The sequence below is a fragment of the Nitrospirae bacterium YQR-1 genome (assembly GCA_039908095.1).
Taxonomy (GTDB): Bacteria; Nitrospirota; Thermodesulfovibrionia; order Thermodesulfovibrionales; family Magnetobacteriaceae; genus Magnetomonas.
In genome coordinates this window covers 39,842-63,065 of sequence record JAMOBJ010000017.1, presented here as the reverse complement: position 1 = coordinate 63,065, position 23,224 = coordinate 39,842, and the positions used below count along the sequence as shown (strand labels likewise).

The 23,224-nt window shown below is 43.1% G+C and carries 19 protein-coding genes and 1 tRNA gene; 7 read left to right on the top strand and 13 right to left on the bottom strand.

Annotated features, from left to right (window positions below):
* Positions 1-110: 110 nt before the first annotated feature.
* Entirely contained in the window at positions 111-815 is a 705-nt protein-coding gene (locus H7844_09590; GenBank protein MEO5357535.1) for a class I SAM-dependent methyltransferase, read from the top strand.
* Positions 812-1,975 (top strand): glycosyltransferase family 2 protein, encoded by a 1,164-nt coding sequence (locus tag H7844_09585; protein ID MEO5357534.1) that lies wholly within the window; start codon positions 812-814, stop codon positions 1,973-1,975. Before H7844_09590 ends, H7844_09585 begins: the two co-directional genes overlap by 4 nt.
* A 208-nt stretch (positions 1,976-2,183) precedes the next feature.
* Here H7844_09585 and H7844_09580 read toward each other — a convergent pair whose 3' ends face one another.
* Complete coding sequence (locus H7844_09580; GenBank protein ID MEO5357533.1) at positions 2,184-3,959, bottom strand: hypothetical protein; 1,776 nt, start codon at positions 3,957-3,959, stop codon at positions 2,184-2,186.
* 464 nt (positions 3,960-4,423) lie between these two features.
* Between H7844_09580 and H7844_09575 the strand changes: the two genes are divergently transcribed.
* A complete protein-coding gene (locus tag H7844_09575) occupies positions 4,424-5,005 on the top strand; it encodes a DNA-3-methyladenine glycosylase I (GenBank protein ID MEO5357532.1) in 582 nt (193 codons plus the stop codon).
* Between the two features lie 26 nt (positions 5,006-5,031).
* Here H7844_09575 and H7844_09570 read toward each other — a convergent pair whose 3' ends face one another.
* From H7844_09570 to H7844_09555, 4 genes are all read right to left on the bottom strand, one after another.
* Positions 5,032-5,313, bottom strand: a complete 282-nt coding sequence (locus H7844_09570; protein MEO5357531.1) for a DUF167 domain-containing protein — start codon at positions 5,311-5,313, stop codon at positions 5,032-5,034.
* Positions 5,314-5,325: 12 nt separating this feature from the next.
* Positions 5,326-5,853 (bottom strand): NYN domain-containing protein, encoded by a 528-nt coding sequence (locus H7844_09565; protein MEO5357530.1) that lies wholly within the window; start codon positions 5,851-5,853, stop codon positions 5,326-5,328.
* 59 nt (positions 5,854-5,912) lie between these two features.
* The gene (locus H7844_09560; protein MEO5357529.1) at positions 5,913-6,314 is read right to left on the bottom strand and encodes a response regulator; all 402 of its coding nucleotides are present in this window, start codon (positions 6,312-6,314) and stop codon (positions 5,913-5,915) included.
* 113 nt (positions 6,315-6,427) lie between these two features.
* Positions 6,428-7,414 carry a GGDEF domain-containing protein gene (locus H7844_09555; GenBank protein ID MEO5357528.1) on the bottom strand — a complete coding sequence of 329 codons (987 nt, stop codon included), beginning with the start codon at positions 7,412-7,414 and terminating at the stop codon, positions 6,428-6,430.
* A gap of 192 nt (positions 7,415-7,606) precedes the next feature.
* On the opposite strand from H7844_09555, the gene H7844_09550 reads away from it, so the two are divergent.
* Genes H7844_09550 through H7844_09540 form a run of 3 tightly spaced genes read left to right on the top strand, consistent with a single transcriptional unit; the run spans position 7,607 to position 10,174 of the window.
* Complete coding sequence (locus H7844_09550) at positions 7,607-9,058, top strand: amino acid permease (GenBank protein MEO5357527.1); 1,452 nt, start codon at positions 7,607-7,609, stop codon at positions 9,056-9,058.
* Positions 9,059-9,080: 22 nt separating this feature from the next.
* On the top strand, positions 9,081-9,746 hold the full coding sequence (locus H7844_09545; protein ID MEO5357526.1) for a DedA family protein: 666 nt from the start codon (positions 9,081-9,083) through the stop codon (positions 9,744-9,746).
* A gap of 11 nt (positions 9,747-9,757) precedes the next feature.
* Complete coding sequence (locus H7844_09540) at positions 9,758-10,174, top strand: hypothetical protein (GenBank protein MEO5357525.1); 417 nt, start codon at positions 9,758-9,760, stop codon at positions 10,172-10,174.
* A gap of 106 nt (positions 10,175-10,280) precedes the next feature.
* On the opposite strand, the gene H7844_09535 is transcribed toward H7844_09540, so the two are convergent.
* Positions 10,281-10,820 carry a septal ring lytic transglycosylase RlpA family protein gene (locus H7844_09535; protein MEO5357524.1) on the bottom strand — a complete coding sequence of 180 codons (540 nt, stop codon included), beginning with the start codon at positions 10,818-10,820 and terminating at the stop codon, positions 10,281-10,283.
* A gap of 216 nt (positions 10,821-11,036) precedes the next feature.
* Here H7844_09535 and H7844_09530 point away from each other — a divergent pair, with 216 nt between their 5' ends.
* A complete protein-coding gene (locus H7844_09530) occupies positions 11,037-11,771 on the top strand; it encodes a formylglycine-generating enzyme family protein (GenBank protein ID MEO5357523.1) in 735 nt (244 codons plus the stop codon).
* A gap of 44 nt (positions 11,772-11,815) precedes the next feature.
* Here H7844_09530 and H7844_09525 read toward each other — a convergent pair whose 3' ends face one another.
* From H7844_09525 to tolB, 7 genes are all read right to left on the bottom strand, one after another.
* Positions 11,816-14,896 carry a multidrug efflux RND transporter permease subunit gene (locus tag H7844_09525; GenBank protein ID MEO5357522.1) on the bottom strand — a complete coding sequence of 1,027 codons (3,081 nt, stop codon included), beginning with the start codon at positions 14,894-14,896 and terminating at the stop codon, positions 11,816-11,818.
* Between the two features lie 257 nt (positions 14,897-15,153).
* Positions 15,154-18,249 carry a multidrug efflux RND transporter permease subunit gene (locus H7844_09520; protein ID MEO5357521.1) on the bottom strand — a complete coding sequence of 1,032 codons (3,096 nt, stop codon included), beginning with the start codon at positions 18,247-18,249 and terminating at the stop codon, positions 15,154-15,156.
* Complete coding sequence (locus H7844_09515; GenBank protein ID MEO5357520.1) at positions 18,249-19,463, bottom strand: MdtA/MuxA family multidrug efflux RND transporter periplasmic adaptor subunit; 1,215 nt, start codon at positions 19,461-19,463, stop codon at positions 18,249-18,251. The genes H7844_09520 and H7844_09515 overlap by 1 nt, the downstream gene beginning before the upstream one ends.
* Before the next feature lie 728 nt (positions 19,464-20,191).
* Positions 20,192-20,273 (bottom strand) — tRNA-Leu (locus H7844_09510).
* A gap of 63 nt (positions 20,274-20,336) precedes the next feature.
* Positions 20,337-21,389 carry a tol-pal system protein YbgF gene (gene ybgF / locus H7844_09505; GenBank protein MEO5357519.1) on the bottom strand — a complete coding sequence of 351 codons (1,053 nt, stop codon included), beginning with the start codon at positions 21,387-21,389 and terminating at the stop codon, positions 20,337-20,339.
* A gap of 15 nt (positions 21,390-21,404) precedes the next feature.
* Positions 21,405-21,932, bottom strand: a complete 528-nt coding sequence (gene pal, locus H7844_09500; protein MEO5357518.1) for a peptidoglycan-associated lipoprotein Pal — start codon at positions 21,930-21,932, stop codon at positions 21,405-21,407.
* A gap of 18 nt (positions 21,933-21,950) precedes the next feature.
* Positions 21,951-23,213, bottom strand: coding sequence for a Tol-Pal system beta propeller repeat protein TolB (tolB, locus tag H7844_09495; GenBank protein ID MEO5357517.1), 1,263 nt, complete (start codon positions 23,211-23,213; stop codon positions 21,951-21,953).
* Between the last annotated feature and the right edge of the window lie 11 nt (positions 23,214-23,224).

The following is a 23,224-nucleotide window of genomic DNA, read 5'->3' as shown; positions in this document are numbered from 1 at the left end:
ATACAAAGCGGGGAAATCGGGTAATTGTCTAAAAAAACTTGTTTACTCAGGTGTTAGGTTGTTGATTTTTCCAAATCCTTCAGCTATACTACAAGAGGATATAGCATAATATGGAAGAGACTCACATAGAATTCTACAAGCGGTGGAGTATGCTCGCTCAACCATATTTCGCCCTTCAGTTAAAACAATTTGACGGTTACGTGGGAAAACGTATAGCCGATATAGGTTGCGGATACGGCAATTTTGCCGGTTTAATGTCAGATAAAGACCTATACGCCGGAGTTGACAGTAATTCCGAGTTTATAGGAGAGTTAAAAACTACATATAAAGACACACCAAACATGAAATTCCTGCACCATGACATAACCAGCGAGGCCGGTATTAAGGCGTTAAAGACACTTAACCCTGATACCATTTTATGCTTTAATCTTCTGGAACATGTGGAAAATGACGAAAAAGTAATTGAGAGTGCTTGCGCAGTACTCACCACCGGGGGAACTTTATGTATATTAGTACCGGCATTTCAGTTTCTTTTCGGCACGCTTGACACTTTTGGCTATCACTACAGGAGATATACAAAGAGCTCTCTAAAAAAAATCCTTTTACCTCATCCGCTGGAAATACTTAAAATGCACTATTTCAACTTTCCGGGAGCTGTGGGCTGGTTTATAAAGGGACGGATTCTGAGGCAAAAAACACATAGTGATGATAACTTTCATATAATGAACGCCCTGATACCGTTGATATCTAAAGTAGAGGAGATTATAAAACCCCCTGTGGGGCAATCCCTTGTGGCAATAGCGAGGCGCACATGAACTCTCAGGTCGAACTTACGATACTTATGCCGTGCCTCAATGAGGCTGAAACCGTTGGAACGTGCGTGGAAAAGGCTATGGGATTTATAAAAAGAACCGGCATTGACGCTGAAGTGCTGGTGGCCGATAACGGCAGCACAGACGGTTCAAAGGAAATAGCCGGAAGTTTGGGAGCACAGGTGGTTGAGATAAAAGACCGTGGCTATGGAAGCGCACTTATGGGTGGGATTGCACATGCCAGGGGAAAGTATGTAATAATGGGTGATTGTGATGATAGCTACGATTTTACAAATCTTGAACCGTTTATTGAAAAACTTCGTGAGGGTTATGAGCTGGTAATGGGTAACAGGTTCAAGGGCGGCATAAAAAAAGGTGCCATGCCTCCGCTTCACAGGTACTTTGGAAATCCTTTTCTTAGTGGTCTGGGGCGGTTGTTCTTCCACAGTCCTATTGAGGATTTTCAATGTGGTCTCCGTGGTTTCAAAAAGGAGTCAATCGAAAAATTAAACCTCCAGACACCCGGGATGGAGTTTGCCAGTGAAATGGTTGTAAAAGCAACACTGTTTAAACTTAAATTGGCGGAGGTGCCCACAACTCTATCTCCCGACGGAAGGTCAAGAGCGCCGCACCTGAGGAGTTTTCGTGACGGTTGGCGATATCTCAGGTTCTTGCTTATTTTCAGCCCAAGGTGGCTTTTTCTTTATCCCGGGATTTTTATGGTTTTATTTGGCACAGTCATAAGTATATTGCTTATGAAGGGACCACTGCCTTTTTTGGGCGCCTACCTTGATATTCATACCATGCTTTATGCTTCCGCTTCCATAGTAATAGGTGTACAGTCAGTTGTCTTTTCTGTCTTTTCCAAAGTGTTTGCTATAAATGCAAAGCTCATTCCTGACAACGACCGGTTTATACGGGCTGTTAAGTCCTTCTCTCTTGAAAAAGGTATAATGTTGGGAACACTGCTTACAGCCTCAGGGCTTGCTGCTACTTTATATGCGGTCTCACTGTGGGAAAAGACGTCTTTTGGGAGATTAGACTCCGCCCTGATGATGCGTATCACCATACCTGCCGTCACCACTCTGACAGTAGGAATTCTTATTATACTTTCAAGTTTTTATCTAAGCATTCTTGGATTAAAATCCGATACAGATAAGTAATACCATGTTGCAATCAAGAAAGTAATTTAGTAAAGGAAACAACTCTGTTATAATCTCTAAACACCTTATTCCAATTCTAATTCATTTGTCTAACTTTGTTGGCTTCGTCACAAGCTCCGGGGCGTCTCCCCTAAAAGGGGAATCCCCTGTAAGGGGAGGCGTCGCTTGTTCCTTGCCGCCTCGTTATACTTTTGAATTAGAATTGGAATTACACACGGTTAACGGTAATTTCAGTGTTTGGGATAAAATAGTGCTTTCTGTTTTTTGTTAAAACTATAACAGATAATTTGTGGACCCCCTTTTCAATTAATGAAACAGGTATATTCACCTCAAAACCAATATATCTGTATTTATGCATCATGAAATGCTCGGCAACATCAGTTCTGCTTATGCCATAGAAGGCAGGAAATAACTTATCATCTATTTTAATATAAACACCACCGGCAATATCTTTTTCTATATTATCAACAGCCCAGCCATCTATTTTTATATATTGATGTTTATCATCTATCGTAAAAAGCTGGTTATTATCAGTAACCAATACCCCATTAAGTGTGCAAAAGCCGATGGTTGAGGCACTCAAACCTGTGAGCTCATTTAAAGGTGGTAAATATGGACGTGAAAATACACTGTATTTTCTCTTCTCTAAAATAGGGGCATATTGCCTGACAATATCAGGACCAGGAAAAACACGCATGAGGTTTTCATCAGGCTGTGTTTTATAAGTGTAAACGTAGTAGGCAATCTTTTCCCTTTCGTATCTTATATATTGCCCTCCAATATATCCTTCCTCAAAAGAACTGACAATACTTGAACACAAAAGCAATAAAAAAACACCGAAGACAACTTTCAGAATATATGCGTATTTTTTTGAGATTCTGTGAGACTCCAGAGATATGACACCCAGATACATCACATAAAGGCTTATAGGCCCCACAATTCCGTATGTAGAGTATCTTTTCGGCAAAATATAATTAAAATCCAGGGCGGTACGTCCAACTGCAATCAGAAATATTGTAGCAAAAGAATAGAACAAAGTGCCTGACCAAAAAGAATATTTTTGGAAATCACTCCTGAATATGGCGGGAAATAACAAAAAAGCAGCAAACACGATAAAAACACCGGTAATTAGATTAATAAATAGACCGGAATATAGAGTGTTGCCGGTCAGGTAAAATATGTATTTAAACGTATATAAAGGATATTTCAACAGACTGTCGGCAACAGGGTGTTGATAAAAAGGTTTCCGGTAATCGTAGAAGTATAGCCAAAAAGTGGCGAAGCCTGTAACTAACCATATAAACAGCAAAAAAAACTTCGTTTTCTTTTGCATACCTGAAATAAGTATCTGAAAGAATCCTGCCGGCCACACCAGCAGCCCGGAGGAAAATGAAAATGAAGCTGTGAATGCAGCGGCATTTGCAAAAAAAAATCTTAAGGATTTTCTAATCGTAGTTTCAAAATTAGAAATCCTTGAAATAAAGTAAAAAGTGAGTACTCCAAAGAAAACAGGGTAGTATGCTACACTCTGTATGGCATATAATATGTTGTCATATTGTCTGAGGCTGAAAGCCAGATATGGGACAGGGACAAAGAAGACAAGACTGAATTTCGGTCCAAATAATCTCTTAAACTCAACAAACAATATCCACACCGTCAACACCATTGCTATCTGATTAAATGCCATCTCAATTTTTGTGTTATAGGAAGTAAGTATAGCCAATAAAATCATAGTAACTCTTTGGGTGACAGTCCTGTGTTCGTTATGTTGCTCAAAAAGACCTGAGAACGTGTGTTTACCCGTTAAAAACAAATCAATCCGGTAAAACTCCGTCCACTCGTCCCAACATGGTGTGTTTACTCCAAAATACCATATATATATATAACAAATAATTACAGGGAATAAGCATAAAAAAACCGTCAATTTACTGTTTTCAGTACCAATGTCACCTATATTGTCTATCAATGAGCTGCTGCGTTGCATGCGCCCCCCATAATAATGAAATCATTGTTCATCTCATAGACACCGTGCTTCTATTTAAGAGTAAATGCAGAAGATACAGACAATCCAACAATATATACCACGACATCTTATCATTGTATGCTGCAAAAAGTAAAGAATCTTTCAGCATGGCACAACGGTAAGCTGATTGTCATATTGCTGAAACCTGATTTTTCAGATGTCGCAAGTCTTTTCTTTTTGATATTACAATCCATATTATGATAGTATATTTTTACGGACTGTCATTATTGTTACCAACGGAATGTGAAAGCAATGAAAATAATAACATCACCAAATATATTAAAAACATGTTATGTCGCCCAAATTAAGAAAGAACTCATTTTTTTAGTTAAGAAAACAGTCAATAGAAAAGAAAATGCCACATGGAACTATTAATAAATTGAAACTTGTAACCACGACACATATAATTGATAAGGAGTTTGTTCATGAAAGAGGTATGCAGTTGGGTTGATAGTGACAACAGCCTCTGCCTTAGCTACCACAACGAGCAGTGGGGCGTGCCGGTCCATGATGACACCACTTTGTTTGAGATGATTACTCTTGAGGGCGCACAGGCAGGGTTAAGCTGGATTACCATTCTAAAGAGACGTGACTCTTATAAAGCCGCTTTTGACTGCTTTGCCCCCTCCATAGTTGCCGGTTATAAAGAGGATAAAATAAAAACTCTGCTTAATGACCCCGGCATTATAAGAAACCGGATGAAAATCCTTTCAACTATAAATAACGCTGCCGCATTTTTAAAGGTTCAGGAAGAATTCGGCAGCTTCAGCTCATACCTTTGGGAATTTGTTAACGATAAACCCATTGTCAACTATTACAAGACATTCGATGAAATACCTGCAAAGACTGAGCTCTCAGACACTATAAGCCGTAATATGAAAAAACGCGGATTCACCTTCTTTGGAACAACCATCTGCTACGCTTTCATGCAGGCAACAGGGATTGTCAACGACCACCAAACCAGCTGTTTCAGACACAAAGAAATAGTCGAAAGTTATACCAAGTAGCCTTCAATCGTCTAACTTTGTTGGCATCAAAGCTCAAAAACACCGGATATCTCAACTACCTTGGTTTTGGACGTCTTCCCTTTAAGTATCTTTATGTCTCTCTTTTTTATATCAGGCAGTGTTTTAGAAAAATAATCATACAGAACCTCCAAAAGCTCTTTATTTGCCTTACCCTCAACAGGGGCAGATGTTAGTTTAACCTTCAAACTACCCTCGATAACACCACAGACCCCACTCACTGAGACCCTCGGCGTAACCCTTACATTGAACGATACTCCCTGCTTAGTTTTAACATACTTAATATCCATCCGATGTGCTTACTACAGCTTATCCACAGCACTTCTTATGATTTTTTCCTTTTTTGACAATGTTACAGAGTTACCCTTCTTACTCTTTAATGCTCTCTTGTCATACTCATCGTTAAAGGTTATGCTATCATAAATATCATCGCCTGAGCTCACCGCCTTCCCACTGTGCAGTGCCTGCTTCATTTTTCGGATAAATACCTCAGCTCGTACCGGTACACAATTGTTAGCCCACACAAATGCCGCAAGGTCTTTGTCTGTGCTAACCACAATGTAGTGTTTTTGGGTGGTTTTAATTATACGCTTTATCAGAGTGTCGGCGTCCTCACCGTGCCCTGAATAAACAACCTCTATACCATCACGGCTTCCCCATGACTGATGTAAATTACTTTTGTAACCATCAAAGACAACCATTAAATCATGGCGTTTTAATCTGTTATACGCACAAAGATCATCAATGAGCCGCTCTCTTATTTTCTCAAGATTTTGGGCAATCGTACCGGTTAGATTATATCCGTCTATTATTACAGATGCTGTTGCCATATTGTGCAGACTCTCTTATATTATTATCCGCACACCCGGCATCATGCTATCACCATTGTTTACTTAGTAATAAAACCGTAATTACCAAGAAGTTTCAGAAGTTTCTTAGTATCAATCGGTTTAACAAGATAATCCGTACAACCGCCGCTGTAATGCGCCTCAATAAAGTCCCGCGGCGAGTCTAAGGCTGTTGTCATAATTATCTTCACCTCTTGCTGCAAACTAATATTTAAGGCTCTCTCCTTAATTCGTATTGCCTTAAGGGCTTCCATTCCGTCAACCTCGGGCATCATTATATCAAGACAAATGAGGTCATACGGTTCATTCATCTCTAAGGCAATTGCATGGGCATCTATAGCCTCCCTGCCGTTTATCACCACATCACACCGCCCATATGTGCCAAGCAGCTTCTGAAGAAACTGCCTGCTCGTAAAATCATCCTCTGCTATCAGTACTTTCATCTCCTCCCTCTTGGTAACCCTATGCTAAAGCGTTAAAACACACCTCTGCATCACACCTCTGTAAAAAACAGAGCATACACACATATGTACCCCATAATTACCCGGCCAATGTATCACTCAGAGCTCTTTACTATGCCCTTGCCCGTAACTCTCGCATTATACAATGCCGCCTTTGCATGAGACAGGAGGTCCTCAAGCTTTTCATTTTCCTTAAGCTGAGCTGCTCCTATTGATACTGTTGTTTGCAGCTGCTTTATTGTAAAGCGGTTAGTACGTATTTTTTCCACAAACCGGGTTATAACAATATCTGCATTTTCTAATGACGTATTTGGCATGTAAAGAATAATCTCATCAGTACCATACCTTCCAAGGATGTCTATCCCCCTGACAGAACTCCTGAGCTCATCACCCAGCTCATGATAAAGCTCATCGGCTGTATCAGGGCCATAAACAGCCATCACTTCTTTGAAATTATTCATATCTATTATACAAATACTAAGCGGAGTCTTTGTCCTCTTACTTTTGTTATACTCCTCAATCAGCTTCTGGTAGAAGTAGTGATAGTAAAGAAGTCCTGATTTTGGCTCTACCCGCCTGAGCTCATTAAGATGTAACAACAGCCGTTCTCTTCTTATTGATTCCGAACAGATATCTGCAACGGCAACCAAAAAATCCTTTATCTGTTCAGTAATTTCAATATCATTCTCAAAATATACTACTATGAACCCCAGCGGCCTGTCCTCAGACTCAAGCCTTACCAAAGTTGCCACGGCATAGTCTGTCTCCATACGCACATCTTCATAAATATCTGCAGGATCTGTTTTTTTAATAACCAGAAACGTATCGGTAAGAAATATCTTGCTGAGTGCCAACTTCCCTGTGGCTCTTTTATACGAGTGTGTGTAATGAGCCGAGAAATTATATCTGCTCTTAATTTCAAGATAACCGCTCTGAGGGTTCTTTTGCACAAGCGCTGCTGCATGCGCCCCTAACGCCTCCTTCAACGAAAACAATATCTGATGTACTGTATGTACGGAAGTCTCCTGCTGGTGCAGCTCTTTTATTGACTGGCAAATACTCTTAAATAGTTTTTCCGCCATAGGATTCACCCCTTTTATTTATAAAAATTTTAGAAGCTAACTGCATATTCTATTATAACATAAAAAGTTTTCGGGTTATACACATATCTAAAAATAAAACAGCCATAACCGGTATATAGTTTTTTCTGTAAATATGCTATCATAAGTGCAGATTTGCTTATGAATACAGTTTTATCATAAGTTGAGGTTGACATGTTAACAAAACTCTTTTTTAAAAAGGATATAGATGCGCTTCTGTCAGGGGCATTTAATGAGGGTTCAGGGCTTAAAAGAGAGCTAAACTCCTTTGACCTTGTTTCTCTGGGTGTGGGAGCAATAGTGGGTGCGGGGATTTTTGTGCTGACCGGACATGCTGCCGCCGAGTTTGCCGGTCCTGCCGTATCGTTGTCTTTTTTACTGGCTCTTGTTGCCTGTGGTTTTGCCGGTTTATGCTATGCCGAGCTGGCCTCAATGATACCAATTGCCGGTAGCGCATATACGTATGCGTATGCTTCGATGGGGGAGTTTATTGCATGGATTATCGGCTGGGACCTCATCCTTGAGTACTTTCTCGGGGCAACTACCGTAGCAATCGGCTGGTCAGGGTATGTTGTCAGTTTTCTCAAAAACATGGGTATTAACTTTCCTGAAAAATTAAGCGCTGCTCCCATTAGTTATAATACAGTGTCGCAAAGTTGGCAATTGACCGGAAATCTCTTTAATTTGCCGGCTATTGCCGTAATATTGGCAATAACCATCCTCTTACTGGTAGGCATAAGGGTCTCATCCCGCGCCAATACCGCTATTGTAGTAATAAAGGTTGTAATCCTTCTTGTATTTATTGCAACAGGGGTGTTTTATATAAAACCTGAGCTTTGGCATCCGTTTATTCCACAAAACACGGGGACCTTCGGCTCCTTTGGGCTAAGCGGCATATTAAGGGCGGCAGGGCTGTGTTTTTTTGCATATATCGGCTTTGACACCGTATCGACTGCTGCGTCAGAGGCTAAAAATCCTCAAAAAACATTACCTGTGGGCATATTAGGCAGTCTTGTTATTTGCACATTCCTCTACATATCTGTCTCCCTTGTCATGACAGGCGTTGTACATTATTCAAAGCTGGGAGGCTCCGCCCCCATAGCAACAGCCACTGACGCCATGGGGCTAATGTTTCTGTCTCCCCTGATTAAGATTGGGGCAATAGCCGGACTTACCTCAGTTATCCTTGTCCTTGTCCTTGGGCAAACCCGCATTTTTTATTGCATGGCAAACGATAACCTGCTTCCTTCCGTATTTTCACTCATTCATACAAAGTACAGAACGCCGCACGTGTCAACCATAATAGTGGGGGCTGCCGCCTCTTTAGCAGCTGCCCTGCTGCCCATGGAGGTGGTCAGTGAACTTGTGAGTATTGGTACTCTCTTAGCTTTTCTTATAGTCTGCTTCGGCGTGTTGATACTTAAATATACCCGTGCGGACATTAAACGCACATTCCGTGTTCCATGGGGACCGGTTATCCCTGTAGGGGGCATAATTTCGTGCTTTTACCTGATGGCAGGATTACCTTTGGGCACATGGTACAGAATGATTATCTGGCTGTTTATAGGGTTGATTGTTTATTTTACGTACAGCATGAAAAAATCATCGCTAAAGCGGACAACTTAATGTTATCATAACAACGGTACTGATGGAATATTTATTTAAAGCCCTGGAAATACTGATGCATCTGGATAAGCATCTGGTGGAGCTGACTGCTACCTATGGGCAGTGGACGTATGCTGTGCTCTTTACAATCGTGTTTTGTGAGACAGGCCTTGTGGTAACTCCATTTTTACCCGGCGACTCTCTGCTTTTTGCAACCGGCGCTATATCAGCCCTTGGCAGCCTAAATCCTGTAAAATTAGGGATTATCCTGTTTTTTGCCGCCATTTTAGGGGATAATACGAACTACTGGATTGGCAGGTATCTGGGTCCTAAAGTGTTCAAGAGGGAAGATTCTATTTTTTTTAATAAAAAACATTTGGTCAGAACTCAACTTTTTTATGAAAAATACGGCTCTAAAACTATTGTTATCGCCAGATTTGTACCAATAATAAGAACATTTGCCCCATTTGTTGCAGGCGTTGGTAATATGCACTTCACAAAATTCACCATATTCAATATCTCAGGTGGTTTACTGTGGATATTCTTGTTTATCTCCGGAGGGTATTTTTTCGGTAACATCCCTGTTGTTAAGAGAAATTTCACAATCGTTATCTTTGTAATAATTATCTTATCAATTATGCCCGCAATAGTGGAGGTTTTACGTCATAAGTTTGGTAAAAGACACGATGTAAATGAAATTGATACATAAAAGGAGTGACGATGAAAACAATAGCCTTATTGGTAAATAAAGGTACTATGCCTATGATGAGTTTTTCCCTGAAGGGTTTTGAAAAGATAGCTGACATACGGTATGTTAAAAATGTGGAACAACTCATGCAGGTCTTTTCTATGCAACAAGAATGCTGTATGGCCATAATAGAAAGCAGGGTAAATGAGGTGCTTCTAACAGACTCGCTGCCTGAGATACGCAAGAAATATGATAAAGTAAAAATATTGCTGATAGACTCCGGTGATGTAACACAGGAGCAGATAATAGAGCTTATAAGAACTCACATGTGCCACAGTGTAGTGCTTAAGCCTTTTACAGCACAGAAAATCTCTGAAAACATATATACACTTTGTGGATTCCCCAAACCAACAAAGTCGTGGTATGAGCATACAAAAAAGCTAACATAATATAGATGTCTGTTTTATCTTTGTACGGATATTACTTGTAAAATAAACACTTACGGATATACCCTGAAGTATTTGAGCACAGCGTACAACACTTACAGATGTGAAGTCAGTCAACAGCCATTTTACCGGTTTCAACCACTTCGGTCTCATGCTCAGGTTTTTGAGTTGCGGCCACGGTATCATCAAGGATATCATCGTCAGCAATGATTTCCCTGTTCGTATCTACAAAGGCTAACACATGTTTTTTGGTGAGAGCTGCGAGATTGATATATGTACCATCAAATAAGGCAACCTCAAGTTTTACGTGGGCAATGCCCATCCTGATCAGCCCAATATCTTTAGCGGCAAGATATGAGAGGTCGATCTCTTTTTTTCTGCCCCTTGGACCTCTGTCATTTATAACAACCTCTGTTGACTCACCATTTGAAATATTTGTCACCTTAACAACCGCTCCAAAAGGGAGAGTTTTGTGGGCGGCAGTACGTTTATTTTTTTGGAAAATCTGACCTGATGCAGTTTTTCTGCCATAGTGCCTTTTCCCGTACCATGATGCTTTAAATGTTTTAGCCTCTGCACTTACTGCCGATATAAACGGCATAGACACAATGCATAAGACTATAGATAGTAAAATCCCAGCTCTTTTCATTTTAACCTCCAAATTTTGCCCGGCAAAAAACGGTTACCCATAACCGAATTCGACACAACACGTAGTGAGACTACAATAACACATAAATTTCATTTTGTCAATAGGGTAAGGTCAATTTTTAAAAATATTTTTAGTTGACGCAAAGCCGATTGTAAAAAACAGGCGGAATCAACTACAATTCATAGAAGATTTTACAGAGGAGAGGTTGGATTACACATGAGTGCTGCAGATTATACATGCCCCATAACCGGTATGGAGTTTGTTTTTGTAAAGGGCGGCTGTTATCAGATGGGGGATATGTTTGGTGAAGGAGACAAGGACGAGAAGCCGTTACACGAGGTTTGTTTAGATAGTTTTTATATAGGCAAGTATCCTGTAACACAGGGCCAATGGACAAAGGTAACAGGCAGTAACGCCTCTGCCTCTCTGAGCGGTGATGAGTATCCTGTTGAATGTGTCAGTTGGTACGAGGCTATGGAGTTTATAAACAAATTAAACACTACAGCAGGTGTGAGATATCGGTTGACAACCGAGGCTGAGTGGGAATATGCCTGTAGAGGTGGCGGCAAAAAAGAGAAATGGGCAGGAATCAGTGATATAACTGAATTAGGTGAATATGCCTGGTATGACGGTAATTCAGGCATGATACCACATCCTGTAGGGCGGAAAAAACCTAACAGTTTGGGGCTATATGATATGAGCGGTAATGTATGGGAGTGGGTTGAGGATGTCTATGATGAGGCTGCCTACAAAAAGCATTCTCTTAGTAATCCTGTTAATACAGGGAGTGAAGGTAATCGGGTGATGCGCGGCGGCAGTTGGCGCACACCACAGCAGTTTTTACGTTGCTCCTACAGAAGCCACAACAGCCCTGACTTCAGGGACTTCCACATAGGTTTCCGCCTTGTCTATGAAAATAACCTTCTGGACTTTTTGTTGATTAACGTTTAATATTATGTTCTGTCTTATACCAAGTAGCAGTCTATGTCTCCCCTTTATTTTCCCTTTTTTTGTATCCAAAGCCGCAGCCTGTCCATGTACAGGTAAATAACAGGGGTAGTGTAAAGGGTTAGAATTTGACTGAGAATCAAACCGCCCACAATGGTAATACCCAAAGGACGGCGAAGCTCAGAACCGGCACCTGTTCCAAGCGCCAGCGGTAATGTGCCTAAGAGCGCCGACATGGTTGTCATCATTATCGGCCTGAACCGTAAAAGACACGCCTCATAGATTGCTTCTTTTGGGCTCTTTCCGTGCCTGCGCTCTGTATCTAATGCAAAATCAACCATCATTATACCGTTTTTCTTTACTATTCCAATAAGCAGTATTATTCCAATAATCGCTATTATGCTTAACTCAGTTTTAAATATAAACAGGGCTGCCACCGCCCCAACTCCCGCTGAGGGAAGTGTTGAAAGAATTGTTACCGGATGAATATAGCTTTCATACAACACTCCCAGCACAATATAAACAGCAAGTAAAGCAGCAAGTATAAGCAGTGGTTCATTAGAGAGTGACGCCTTAAAAGCCTGAGCCGTGCCGGAAAACGTCCCACGTACGCTTTGCGGCATTCCGATTTCCGCTGCTGCGCTCTCTATTGCTTTTACCCCATCCCCCAGTGCTGTCCCGTGGGAGAGATTAAACGATATCGTTGTTGCCGGAAACTGCCCCTGATGATTTATCGCTAAAGAGGCAGGCATCTGTTCAAACCGGCTAAAGACGCTCAGGGGAATACGGTTTCCCCCGGCAGTAAAAACATACATATCGTTAAGCGTATCGGGGTGCTGCAAATGTTCAGGAGAGAGCTCCATAACCACCCTGTATTGGTTAAGTGCCGTATATGTAACTGATACCTGCCGCTGACCAAAGGAGTCATACAATGTGGCATCTATCAGTTGTGGAGTTACTCCAAAAAGCGAGGCCGTACTGCGGTCTGCCGTAAGCATAACCTGACGCCCCTTGTCCTGTAAATCGCTGTTAACATCAACAATCTGTGGTAAGTCTTGTAGTTTCTGCTGCACTTTTCGTGACCACATATTAAGCTCCGCAATGTTTTCCCCCTGAAGCGTATATTGATACAGTGCTCCCCCTACCCTGCCCCCGATACGTATATCCTGCACAGGTTGCAAAAAAGTGGGAGCGCCGGCAACAGTGTTAAGATTTTTACGGAGCCTTTTTATTATCTCCTGAGCCGTTGACTTCCGCTTCTCAAACGGAGTGAGTGAAATAAACAACCGCCCTGTGTTTGTAGTAGAGCCACCGCCACCGCCGCCGCCTGTAAAGCCAAGCACATGTTCGACATCCGGGTCTTCTCTTATAATGTTAATAATTTGTTCAAGCTTGCCCTTCATTGCCTGAAAAGATATGTCCTGAGATGCCTGAATTCTGCCGGCTATACGGCCACTGTCCTGTTCCGGGAAAAAACCCTTTGGAACGGATACAAACATATACACATTGATTATTGCCGTAAGTATCGTTAAACAAAGCATAAAAAACGAATGTCTGAGCGCTGTATTTAAAGAGTACTGATAAAGTTTAAGTATCAGGTTAAAGAAACCCTCACTCATACGATATAGAAAACCGTGTTTACGCTCCTTTAGCGGTTTAATAATGCTAGCACACATCATCGGTGTTGTAGTAAGAGAGACAATCAAAGAAATCAGTATTGACGCTGACAGCGTTACTGCAAATTCACGGAAAAGCCTTCCTATCATCCCCTCCATAAGTAAGATGGGAATAAACACCGCAACCAGTGATAAACTCATAGAAACTACCGTAAAAGCAATTTCTCTGGAGCCGATTACAGCCGCCTCATACGGAGACATTCCCCTCTCCCTGTACCTCGATATGTTTTCAAGCACGACAATGGCGTCATCTACAACAAACCCTGTGGCAACAGTCAGAGCCATAAGAGAAAGGTTATTCAAAGAATACCCTAAAAGATACATCACGGCAAATGTCCCTGTAATTGAAACAAACACGGCAACACCGGGCGCAAGTGTTGCCCTAAAGTCACGAATAAACCAAAAGACAACAAGTATTACTAAAATGCCGGAAATCACAAGCGAACGTTCTACCTCTTTGAGTGACCCTCTGATTGGCGGCGTTCTGTCAAGAACCACAGAAAGACTGACATCCGCAGGCACTATTGTTTCCAGTTGTGGAATAATACCACGGATACTCTGCACCGTCTCTATTATATTAGCTCCCGGCTGCCGAAATATAACCAGCATAACAGCCGGCCTGCCGTTAACCATTCCGGCAACACGTAAGTCCTCAACTGAGTCCTCCACGGTGGCAATGTCGGAGAGGCGTAATGCCATCCCGTTTTTATAGGAAATAATCAGAGGAAGATACTCTTTAGCACCATGAAGCTGATCATTGGTTACTATCTCCCATGTCTTATCACCTTCCGTTATTTGTCCTTTTGGGCGATTAACGTTAGTGGAAGCTATCACATTACGCACAGTTTGAAGCCCCACACCGTATCTGTTTAGTGCCGTTGGATTTACATTTACTCTTACGGCAGGCAGCGACCCTCCTCCTATAAACACCTGCCCCACACCTTGTATCTGCGATATTTTTTGTTGCAGCACTGAAGATGCAACGTCATACATTTTGGCTTTACTTACAGTGTCGGAGATAAGAGCAAGTATTAGAACAGGTGCGTCTGCCGGATTAACCTTCCGGTATGTGGGATTGTTGGGAAGGTTTGGCGGCAGAAAACTCCGTGCTGCGTTGATAGCAGCCTGAACGTCATGTGCTGCACCATTGATATTTCTATCGAGGTCAAACTGAAGTGTCACAGTGGCAATTCCCCGATAACTTGTCGAAGTCATCTCGGTAACTCCGGCAATGCGGGTAAACTGTTTTTCAAGCGGAGCCGCTACAGATGTGGCCATTGTTTCGGGGTCCGCTCCGGGAAGTGCGGCGCTTACCTGTATAGTCGGGAAGTCCACCTGCGGAAGCGGAGATACCGGTAGTGAGATAAAGGCAATTATTCCTGTTAATACCAGAGCCGCCGTAATCAGTGTGGTTGCAACCGGCCTGTTTATAAATGTCTCTGTAAATTTCACAACGTGTTATTAGTCCTGATAATTTCACCGGTGTACTTTGTTTTTAAATGATTTTTATCTGTCATTCCCGACTCCGATCGGGAATCCAGTTTTTTCCTTTTTCTAAATGATTTTTATCTGTCATTCCCGACTCCGATCGGGAATCCAGTTTTTTCCTTTTTCCCCTTTTTCTAAAGTGACATTGATTCCTGCTTTCGCAGGAATGACAAAAAAAGAAAAGAAATGACAAAAAAAGAAAAGGGATGACAACATAGAGTTTATTCCTTATCAATAGTTTCTCTCCCCTTTCCCCTCAAGCGGTTGGATATTCCGTCAAAGGCAAGATAAATAACCGGTGTTGTGTAAAGTGTCAGAATTTGGCTTACAATCAAACCGCCTATGATGGTTATTCCCAGTGGACGCCGGAGTTCAGAGCCCACACTGCCGCCCAGAGCAAGCGGCAGAGCTCCCAAAAGAGCTGCCATTGTAGTCATCATTATCGGCCTGAACCGTAAAAGACATGCCTCATAGATTGCCTCATCGGCGCTCTTTCCTTTCCCTCGCTGCCCCTCCAGTGCAAAGTCAACCATCATGATACCGTTTTTCTTCACAATTCCGATAAGCAGTATTATCCCAATTACGGCTATTACGTCCAGGTCCATGCGGAACATCAGAAGTGACAGCACAGCGCCGGCACCGGCGGATGGCAGGGTTGAAAGAATCGTCACAGGATGAATATAGCTTTCATACAGGATGCCAAGCACAATATAGACCGTAATAAGGGCAGCCAATATGAGAAGGGGTTCATTAGAGAGTGACGCCTTAAAAGCCTGAGCCGTGCCGTAGAAAGCTCCCCTGATGCCTGCCGGCAGCTTCATAGTCTGTGCCACTTCCTCTATGGCTATGACAGCATCCCCAAGGGCCTTACCTGGGGCCAAGTTAAACGATATGGTTGCCGAGGGGAATTGCCCCTGCCGGTTTATAACAAGCGGCCCGGTGGTTTCAGTGATTTTTACTATTGTGCTAAGCGGAACCTGCCCGCCGCTTACACTGCGAATATAGATATTGTTTAAACCGGAAAGACTCTCCCTGAAGTTGTCTTTTACGGAAAGCACCACCTTGTATTGGTTAAGCTCTGTGAAAATTGTGGATATCTGCCTTTGACCAAATGCATCATACAGGGTGTCGTCAATTAACTGCGGTGTGATGCCAAAACGTGAAGCACTGTTGCGATCAATAGAGAGAAACAGCCGTAGTCCCTCGTTTTGGATGTCGCTGCTTACGTCTCTTAATTCGGGGCGTTGCTGCAGGTTTGTGATAAGTTTCGGTACCAGCTCATTTAACTCTTCAATATTTGGATTCTCCAGTGTATATTGAAACTGAGTGCGGCTTATCTTAGAATCCACGGTAAGGTCCTGCACGGGCTGCATAAACAGGGTTATTCCCTGAGCTCTCTCCAGAGCTGGTTTCAGACGGCGTATAACGTCAATTGCACTTATTTTTCTTTCTGAGAGCGGTTTTAGATTTATAAGAATGCGGCCGCTGTTTAGTGTGGTGTTTGTGCCGTCAATTCCTATAAATGAGGAAAGGCTTTCCACTGCCGGGTCTTGTGTGATTATCTCAGAGAGCGCCTGCTGCCGTTTAGCCATCTCTGTAAATGATATTGACTGTGGAGCCTCAGAGATTCCCTGTATCACTCCGGTATCCTGAATCGGAAAAAACCCCTTTGGAGTTATAATATATAAGAGCACAGTCAGCACCAGTGTGGAGACGGTAACGACAATTGTAATATTCTGATGTTTTAAAACCACTTTCAGCGTCCTGCCGTAGCCTTCGATAACTCTATTAAAAATGTTCTGAGAGGCTATGTATAATTTGCCATGCTCTGAGGTGGAAGAATGTTTCAGAATTTTAGCGCACATCATAGGGGTAAGAGTCAGTGAGACTAAAGCTGAGAGCACAATTGTAACACCAAGGGTTATGGCAAACTCCCTGAAGAGGCGTCCTACCACATCCCCCATAAAGAGCAGGGGAATCAGCACGGCAACCAGTGAGACGGTAAGAGATATGATGGTAAATCCAATTTGTTCGGAGCCTTTAAGGGCTGCCTGCAGCGGCGTCTCACCCTCCTCAACATACCTTGAAATGTTTTCAATCATCACTATGGCGTCATCCACCACAAATCCGGTTGAGATAGTAAGCGCCATAAGGGAAAGATTATTTAAGCTAAACCCCATAAGATACATAATCCCAAAGGCCCCGGCAAGTGAAAGCGGTACGGCAACGCCGGGAATAATTGTAGCAGGCAAATTCCTTAAAAAAACAAAAATCACCATCACTACCAAAACGATAGCTAAAATAAGTTCAAACTGAACGTCTCTAATGGACTGGCGAATTGTAACGGTGCGGTCGGTTAATATGGATACCTTGATGGATGAGGGCAATGAGCTTGTAAGTTGCGGCATGAGTTTTTTTATACGGTTAACGACTTCTATGACATTAGCGCCGGGTTGCCTCTGGATGTTAACGATTACGGCAGGTGTTGTGTTGCTCCACGCAGCCTGATTGATGTTCTCGGCCTCATCAATGACATCGGCAACATCGGAAAGATACACCGGTGCGCCGCTTTTGTAGCTCACAATAAGCGACCTGTAGTTTTCAGCAAAAAACAGTTGATCGTTAGCGCCTATTACATAGGCCTGCCGGGGGCCGTCAAAGCTCCCCTTGGCCTGATTGACGTTAGCGGCTGCTATGGCAGCCCTTATGTCCTCAAGCGTCAGGGCGTATGCGGCAAGTGCAGCGGGATTTGTGTGTACTCTGACAGCGGGTTTTTGTCCGCCGCTTTGGCTTACAAGGCCGACACCGGAAAGTTGTGAGATTTTCTGTACAAATCGGGTCTCAGCCAGGTCCTCCACCTGAAGAAGCGACAGAGTGTCTGAGGTCAGCGCAAGAGTGAGCACAGGAGCGTCAGCCGGATTTACCTTGCTATAGACAGGCGGGCTGGGAAGGTCTTTAGGCAGAAAGTTGAACGCCGCATTGATAGCTGCCTGAACCTGTTGTTCGGCAACATCGAGGTTTAAATCCAAAGTAAACTGGAGGGTTATGACTGAGCTTCCACTGGAGCCGGCGGAGGTCATCTGAGTGAGGCCTGGCATCTGTCCAAATTGGCGCTCCAGCGGAGATGTTATTGATGAGGTCATGACCTCAGGACTTGCGCCCGGATAAAACGTGCGAACCTGTATTGTTGGATAGTCAACCTGAGGAAGCGCCGATACCGGTAATTGGCGGTACGCTACCGCTCCCGCCAACAATACCGCCATCATAATGAGCGTGGTAGCCACAGGTCTCATGATGAAAAGACGTGAGATATTCATCACTTATGCTTTCGAATCGTGCTATCCTGAGATGGTTTTACCTGTACCTTGGCGCCGTCGGTTAGTCTGTCTGCACCACTTATGACAACTAACTCTCCGGCATTGACTCCCTCTTCTATGGCTGTTACATCTTTTTGGTTTTCACCGGGCTTAATAAACCGCATGGAAGTAGTGTTGTCGGAATTTACAACATAAACAAACATTCCCTTTTGAGTGCGTTGAATTGCTGAGGATGGCACAAGCACAGCATTATGTTTGAGGTCTAAAAGCAGTTTAACGTTTACAAACTGGTTAGGAAAAAGCTCGGTGTTTTCATTTGAAAATTTGGCTTTGAAGCGTACCGTACCGGTATTAACGTCTATTTGGTTATCTATTGTTAATAGTTCACCGGTGGCAAGCTTACAGCTTTGTTGTCTGTCATAGGCCTCAACAACAATAGTATTTCCTTTTTTTAATTTCTCAAGAGCACGTGGAAGGTTGTCCTCAGCGACGGGAAATACTACAGTTATGGGTTTAAGCTGTGTAATAACAACAATGGGAGCGGCATCAACGGCACGAATAATGTTTCCCGCATCTACCTGTCTTAGCCCGACCCTGCCGCTTATCGGCGCTGTCACCTTAGAATAAACCAGTTGAAGTTTTGCATTGTCAACCTGTCCTTTATCTGCTTTAGCAGAGGCCTCATACTGTTTAACCAGTGATTCCTGAGTATCAAGTTGTTGTTTTGAGACGGAATCGTGTTTAAACAGCATCCGGTATCTTTCCAAATCGAGTTGGGCGTTTTTGAGCTGTGCCATATCCTTTGCCAACTGTCCCTCGGCCTGAGTCAACTGGATTTCAAAGGCTCTGGGGTCTATTAGTGCTAAGAGGTCTCCTTTGTTGACAAGTTGCCCCTCTTCAAATAGAATTTCTACCAACTGGCCATCTACCCGGCTCTTTACGCTAACTGTACTCAGCGGCACTACAGTTCCAAGAGCATTAAGGTAAGTGCCGATATCTCCGGTTTTTGCCTCCGCCACTTCCACAGGTGGTATTTGAGAGGCTTTAGTCGTCTTATTATCTGAGGACGGTTTGCTCTCCGTGTTTTTCTTTGAATTACACCCGGAAGTACAGGCAATTACAAGCGCTAAAACCAACAATGTCAGCACTATTATTGCAGTGCGTTTTACTTCTGAGCGGGAAGCCGCCGTTTTTCGATTTATATTGCCGGTCAAAGTATTTTTTTATTGGATTATACAGAATCTATAATTCTTTTTTCAATTTCAATTTAATACCAATTCGCAGTCAAAAGTAAACGCAGGCGGCTGGGGGAAAGCGATGGAGGCGTACTATTGGGTACGCCCCGGAGCTTTTGACGAGGTCAACGAAGTTAGACGATTTACCCCTCGGAATTTCCGTTATAACAATGAGCGTCCACATTCCCGACTTCATCACTTCAAGCACAAAGTAGAGAGTTAGAAACGGCAGAAAATAAGGGGATAGAGATTGGGTTGAAAATGTAGTGCCCTGTTTTTTCGCCTTTTCCTTTTATATCAGCATGTTAGCTCTCTCAAGTGATGAAGTCAGGATAAAACACAGTAAAAACAGCTATATGCCGTCATTGCGAACCCCCGCAGGGGGTGTGGCAATCTCTTTTTTAATAAATTCAATAAGAACATACTTTTGTTTTTTGCTATAACTACCACGATTGATCCAAATTAATGAGATTTTAAGCGCATTTCTAAGTTAACATATTACGCCTGTGTCGCATATCTGTACGGCTCTCGTTCTATCAACATGCTTCTTATTATGCTACCTAAGCGTCTCGCTATTGCCGTTATCGCTCGTTTCACTCCACGACAGTACTTGATGAATTCGTATTTCTGACGCATTACACGGTTTAGTAACGGTATTTTGAAGGGTTTTAAGAAAATTTATTTTTTATTATCAAGGCGTTACGAAATGCCGAAGGGGGGACTCGAACCCCCATAGGTTACCCTACACGCCCCTCAAACGTGCGTGTCTACCAGTTCCACCACTTCGGCTTTAAAAAAAGCTATTGTACTACAAAAAATTATTTTTTTCAACTTTTATTTTATCCGCCACCACTACTCCTGCTCATTCACCTTCTTTTTGACGGTTTTCTTTACTGTGCTTTGTTTATCACTTGTTTTTTTAGTATCAGTTTTTTTCTTTACGCTATCCGATGCTTTCTTTGCGTCAGAGTTTTTTTTGCCGGGGTCCGCCCCACCCAGTTTTTCAAGTAACTGCTTGGCTTGCTCGGCTTCTTTTGACTGCGGATGCTCCTCTGTCAATTGCTGAAGGATTGTCTTTGCCGTTTTAACATCCTTTAGCTCATTAAAAGCCATTGCCTGCTTCAACTTTGCGGCAGGTACTTTGCTGCTTCCGGCAAACTTTTTAATCACCACATCAAACCCTAATATTGCATCCTCAAAACTGCCCTCTTTGTAATATGAATCAGCAATCCAAAAATGGCAATTAGGCACAAACGGGCTGGATGGAAACTCCTTTATTACTCTGGTGAATTTATCTCTCGCCTCTTTAGGTTTACCCGAGAGGAGGTCCTTGTACGCATCCTCATACAGAGTTTTGGTGTCGGCGGCATCCTCAGACTTTGTGGCGGCTTGTGCCTGTGCAGGTGTATCCTGTTTCTGAGGCTTCACCTGTGCCGGCGGCGGCGTTTGTGCAGGACTCAGGGATGTCTGCTTTTGTGCAGCTGGCTCCGTACGTTCCGCCTTTCCCTGAAACACCTTCAGTTCATTTTCAAGAGCATCCAGCTGCGCCTTTAACACATCCTTGTCTGTTTTAGTCTCAGCAAACATCCTGTCAACGTAGTATTTCCTTTCATCAAAACGCCCCGATAACTGCTGAAGCTCTCTGGTAAGATGTACTACTTTGGAGTTCAGCGACTCCTGATTCTCCCTCATCGCCGATAAAACATCTGTCTTTGCACCTGTCTTTGACGTTTCAGTCATTGACAAACGCTTTTGAATCTCTGTAATCTCCTCTTTTTGAGAAAGCTGGATTTTCCTCAGTTCCATAATCTCATTTTTCATTGTGCTGTACTCATTGCCCTGAGCACACGCCCCCAAAGCCATAAAAAAAATGACAGGGTATATTTTCAAAAATCTTAAACCCACAGTGTGGTCCCCCCGTTATCTGTTCAAAACAAAATGTGCCCTTCTGTTGGCGTTCCAGCAATTGTCATTCTGCTCAGTGCAAAGCGGTTTTTCTTTGCCGAAACTGATAGTTTCCATCCTCTCGGCGGCAACACCAAGTGAGACAAGGTAACTTGCAACCGACTGCGCCCTTTGATCCCCTAACGCCAGATTATACTCACTTGACCCTCTGTCGTCACAATGCCCCTCTATTAAAATTGTAATTGCAGGATTCTTTAACAGCCAGTCCGCCTTTGCCCTTAAAGATTGTTTATCCTCATCTAATATATCATATTTGTTATAAGCAAAATGCACATCTGTAAAAACTGTCTGCATTAAAGTCTTTATTTGCTCATCTGTTAGAGACTTGCCGCTTATTCCCTCTTTATCAATGTTTATACCGTCGTCAGTCCTTTGTGTCTTTACAGTTTTCTGTTTTTGGCTGTCATCCCGGATGGTTGTGTCCTTATCTGCGCAACCTGCTGCAAAAACCAAAAACGACATAATAACTACCAGATATTTCATCAGTGCTTCCTCCTGTGTTTAATGTGACCATGAGGGGCCGAAGGCCCTTATGTTTGCCGGAGATATTCTCCGTTGCTGCTCTCCGTTGGCGTTCATTATATATACACCCTTTGCTCCGTCACGTGTTGACGTAAAGGTTATATATCTGCCGTCAGGTGAAAAAGACGGCTCATCATTGGCGCCCTGATTTGTTAACTGAGTCAGCGCACCTCCGTCGGGGTTGACTGTAAAAATCTGAAAACGCCCCCCCTGCATTGAGGCAAATACTATCTTATCTCCCGCCGGCGACCACTCAGGCGATGTATTATAATTACCCTCGTAAGATACCCTCCTTACATCTGAGCCGTCAAAGCCCATAGTGTATATCTGCGGTGATGAGCTCTTATCTGATACAAACACTATCCTGGTGCCCTCAGGAGAGGTTGACGGGGAGACCTCTATACCGTCTGCATAAGTAATACGGCTAAGAACTTTTGTTGTAATATGCAGCATATAAATATCCGGCGTGCCCCTGGCTGAGGACGATAAAAGAAGATACTTGCCGTCAACAGTGAAATCCCCGGCAAGGTTAGTCCCAGGAGATGAAAACAAAAGGCTTTCCGATGCGCTGTCAAAATCCAGCATGTATATTGCCCACTTGCTGCTTCTCAGAGATGAATAGGCAAGCCTCTTACCGTCCGGTGCCCAATGTGGCTTCATTGTAACATCACCGCGGCTCACTATTTTTTTCATCCTCTGGCCGTCATAATCCATAAGATATATGGAGCGGCCTCCGCCTTCCTGTCCAACAAAGGCAATTTTGGAACTAAATATCCCCTTCTGACCGGTTATGGCCTCATATATGTCATCAGCTATGCGGTGGGCAAGGGGCCTTATCAAATCTTTCTTTGTCGTATATTTCTTTTTCATCATGGTGTTTGCCTCTGAAACATCATAGACGGCCACGGTGGCATTAATCTCACCACCCGGGCTCACCTCAAGGGTTCCCTTTACCACGGCATCCACACCAAGGGGTCTCCAATTCTCAGGGCTAAAAGGCGCTCCCGCACCCTCTACCTGTTTACTTTTCTCAAGCATCGCAAATAACCCAGTAAACCCCAGGTCTGATTCCACAGCATCTGAGACCTCTTTGCCCTCGGGCATCCCCAAAAAGTCCTGCACAGCTACCGGCAGCTTTCTCTGTCCAGGCGATGTTATATCCACATATAGTCTTGCCTCGGCACATACACTAATAAATAACACCACCGTTGTTAAGAATACCCCTGCAAACAATTTTTTCATAGTCAAACTCT

Bases quoted from the DNA above. Each gene is read 5' to 3' on its own strand.
- H7844_09545 (MEO5357526.1), top strand. From the start codon at position 9,081: ATGGAATATTTATTTAAAGCCCTGGAAATACTGATGCATCTGGATAAG.
- H7844_09590 (MEO5357535.1), top strand. From the start codon at position 111: ATGGAAGAGACTCACATAGAATTCTACAAGCGGTGGAGTATGCTCGCT.
- H7844_09555 (MEO5357528.1), bottom strand. From the start codon at position 7,414: ATGGCGGAAAAACTATTTAAGAGTATTTGCCAGTCAATAAAAGAGCTG.
- H7844_09570 (MEO5357531.1), bottom strand. From the start codon at position 5,313: ATGGATATTAAGTATGTTAAAACTAAGCAGGGAGTATCGTTCAATGTA.
- tolB (MEO5357517.1), bottom strand. From the start codon at position 23,213: ATGAAAAAATTGTTTGCAGGGGTATTCTTAACAACGGTGGTGTTATTT.
- H7844_09585 (MEO5357534.1), top strand. From the start codon at position 812: ATGAACTCTCAGGTCGAACTTACGATACTTATGCCGTGCCTCAATGAG.
- H7844_09540 (MEO5357525.1), top strand. From the start codon at position 9,758: ATGAAAACAATAGCCTTATTGGTAAATAAAGGTACTATGCCTATGATG.
- H7844_09580 (MEO5357533.1), bottom strand. From the start codon at position 3,959: ATGCAACGCAGCAGCTCATTGATAGACAATATAGGTGACATTGGTACT.
- H7844_09535 (MEO5357524.1), bottom strand. From the start codon at position 10,820: ATGAAAAGAGCTGGGATTTTACTATCTATAGTCTTATGCATTGTGTCT.
- H7844_09560 (MEO5357529.1), bottom strand. From the start codon at position 6,314: ATGAAAGTACTGATAGCAGAGGATGATTTTACGAGCAGGCAGTTTCTT.
- H7844_09575 (MEO5357532.1), top strand. From the start codon at position 4,424: ATGAAAGAGGTATGCAGTTGGGTTGATAGTGACAACAGCCTCTGCCTT.
- H7844_09565 (MEO5357530.1), bottom strand. From the start codon at position 5,853: ATGGCAACAGCATCTGTAATAATAGACGGATATAATCTAACCGGTACG.
- pal (MEO5357518.1), bottom strand. From the start codon at position 21,932: ATGAAATATCTGGTAGTTATTATGTCGTTTTTGGTTTTTGCAGCAGGT.
- H7844_09550 (MEO5357527.1), top strand. From the start codon at position 7,607: ATGTTAACAAAACTCTTTTTTAAAAAGGATATAGATGCGCTTCTGTCA.
- H7844_09530 (MEO5357523.1), top strand. From the start codon at position 11,037: ATGAGTGCTGCAGATTATACATGCCCCATAACCGGTATGGAGTTTGTT.
- H7844_09520 (MEO5357521.1), bottom strand. From the start codon at position 18,249: ATGAATATCTCACGTCTTTTCATCATGAGACCTGTGGCTACCACGCTC.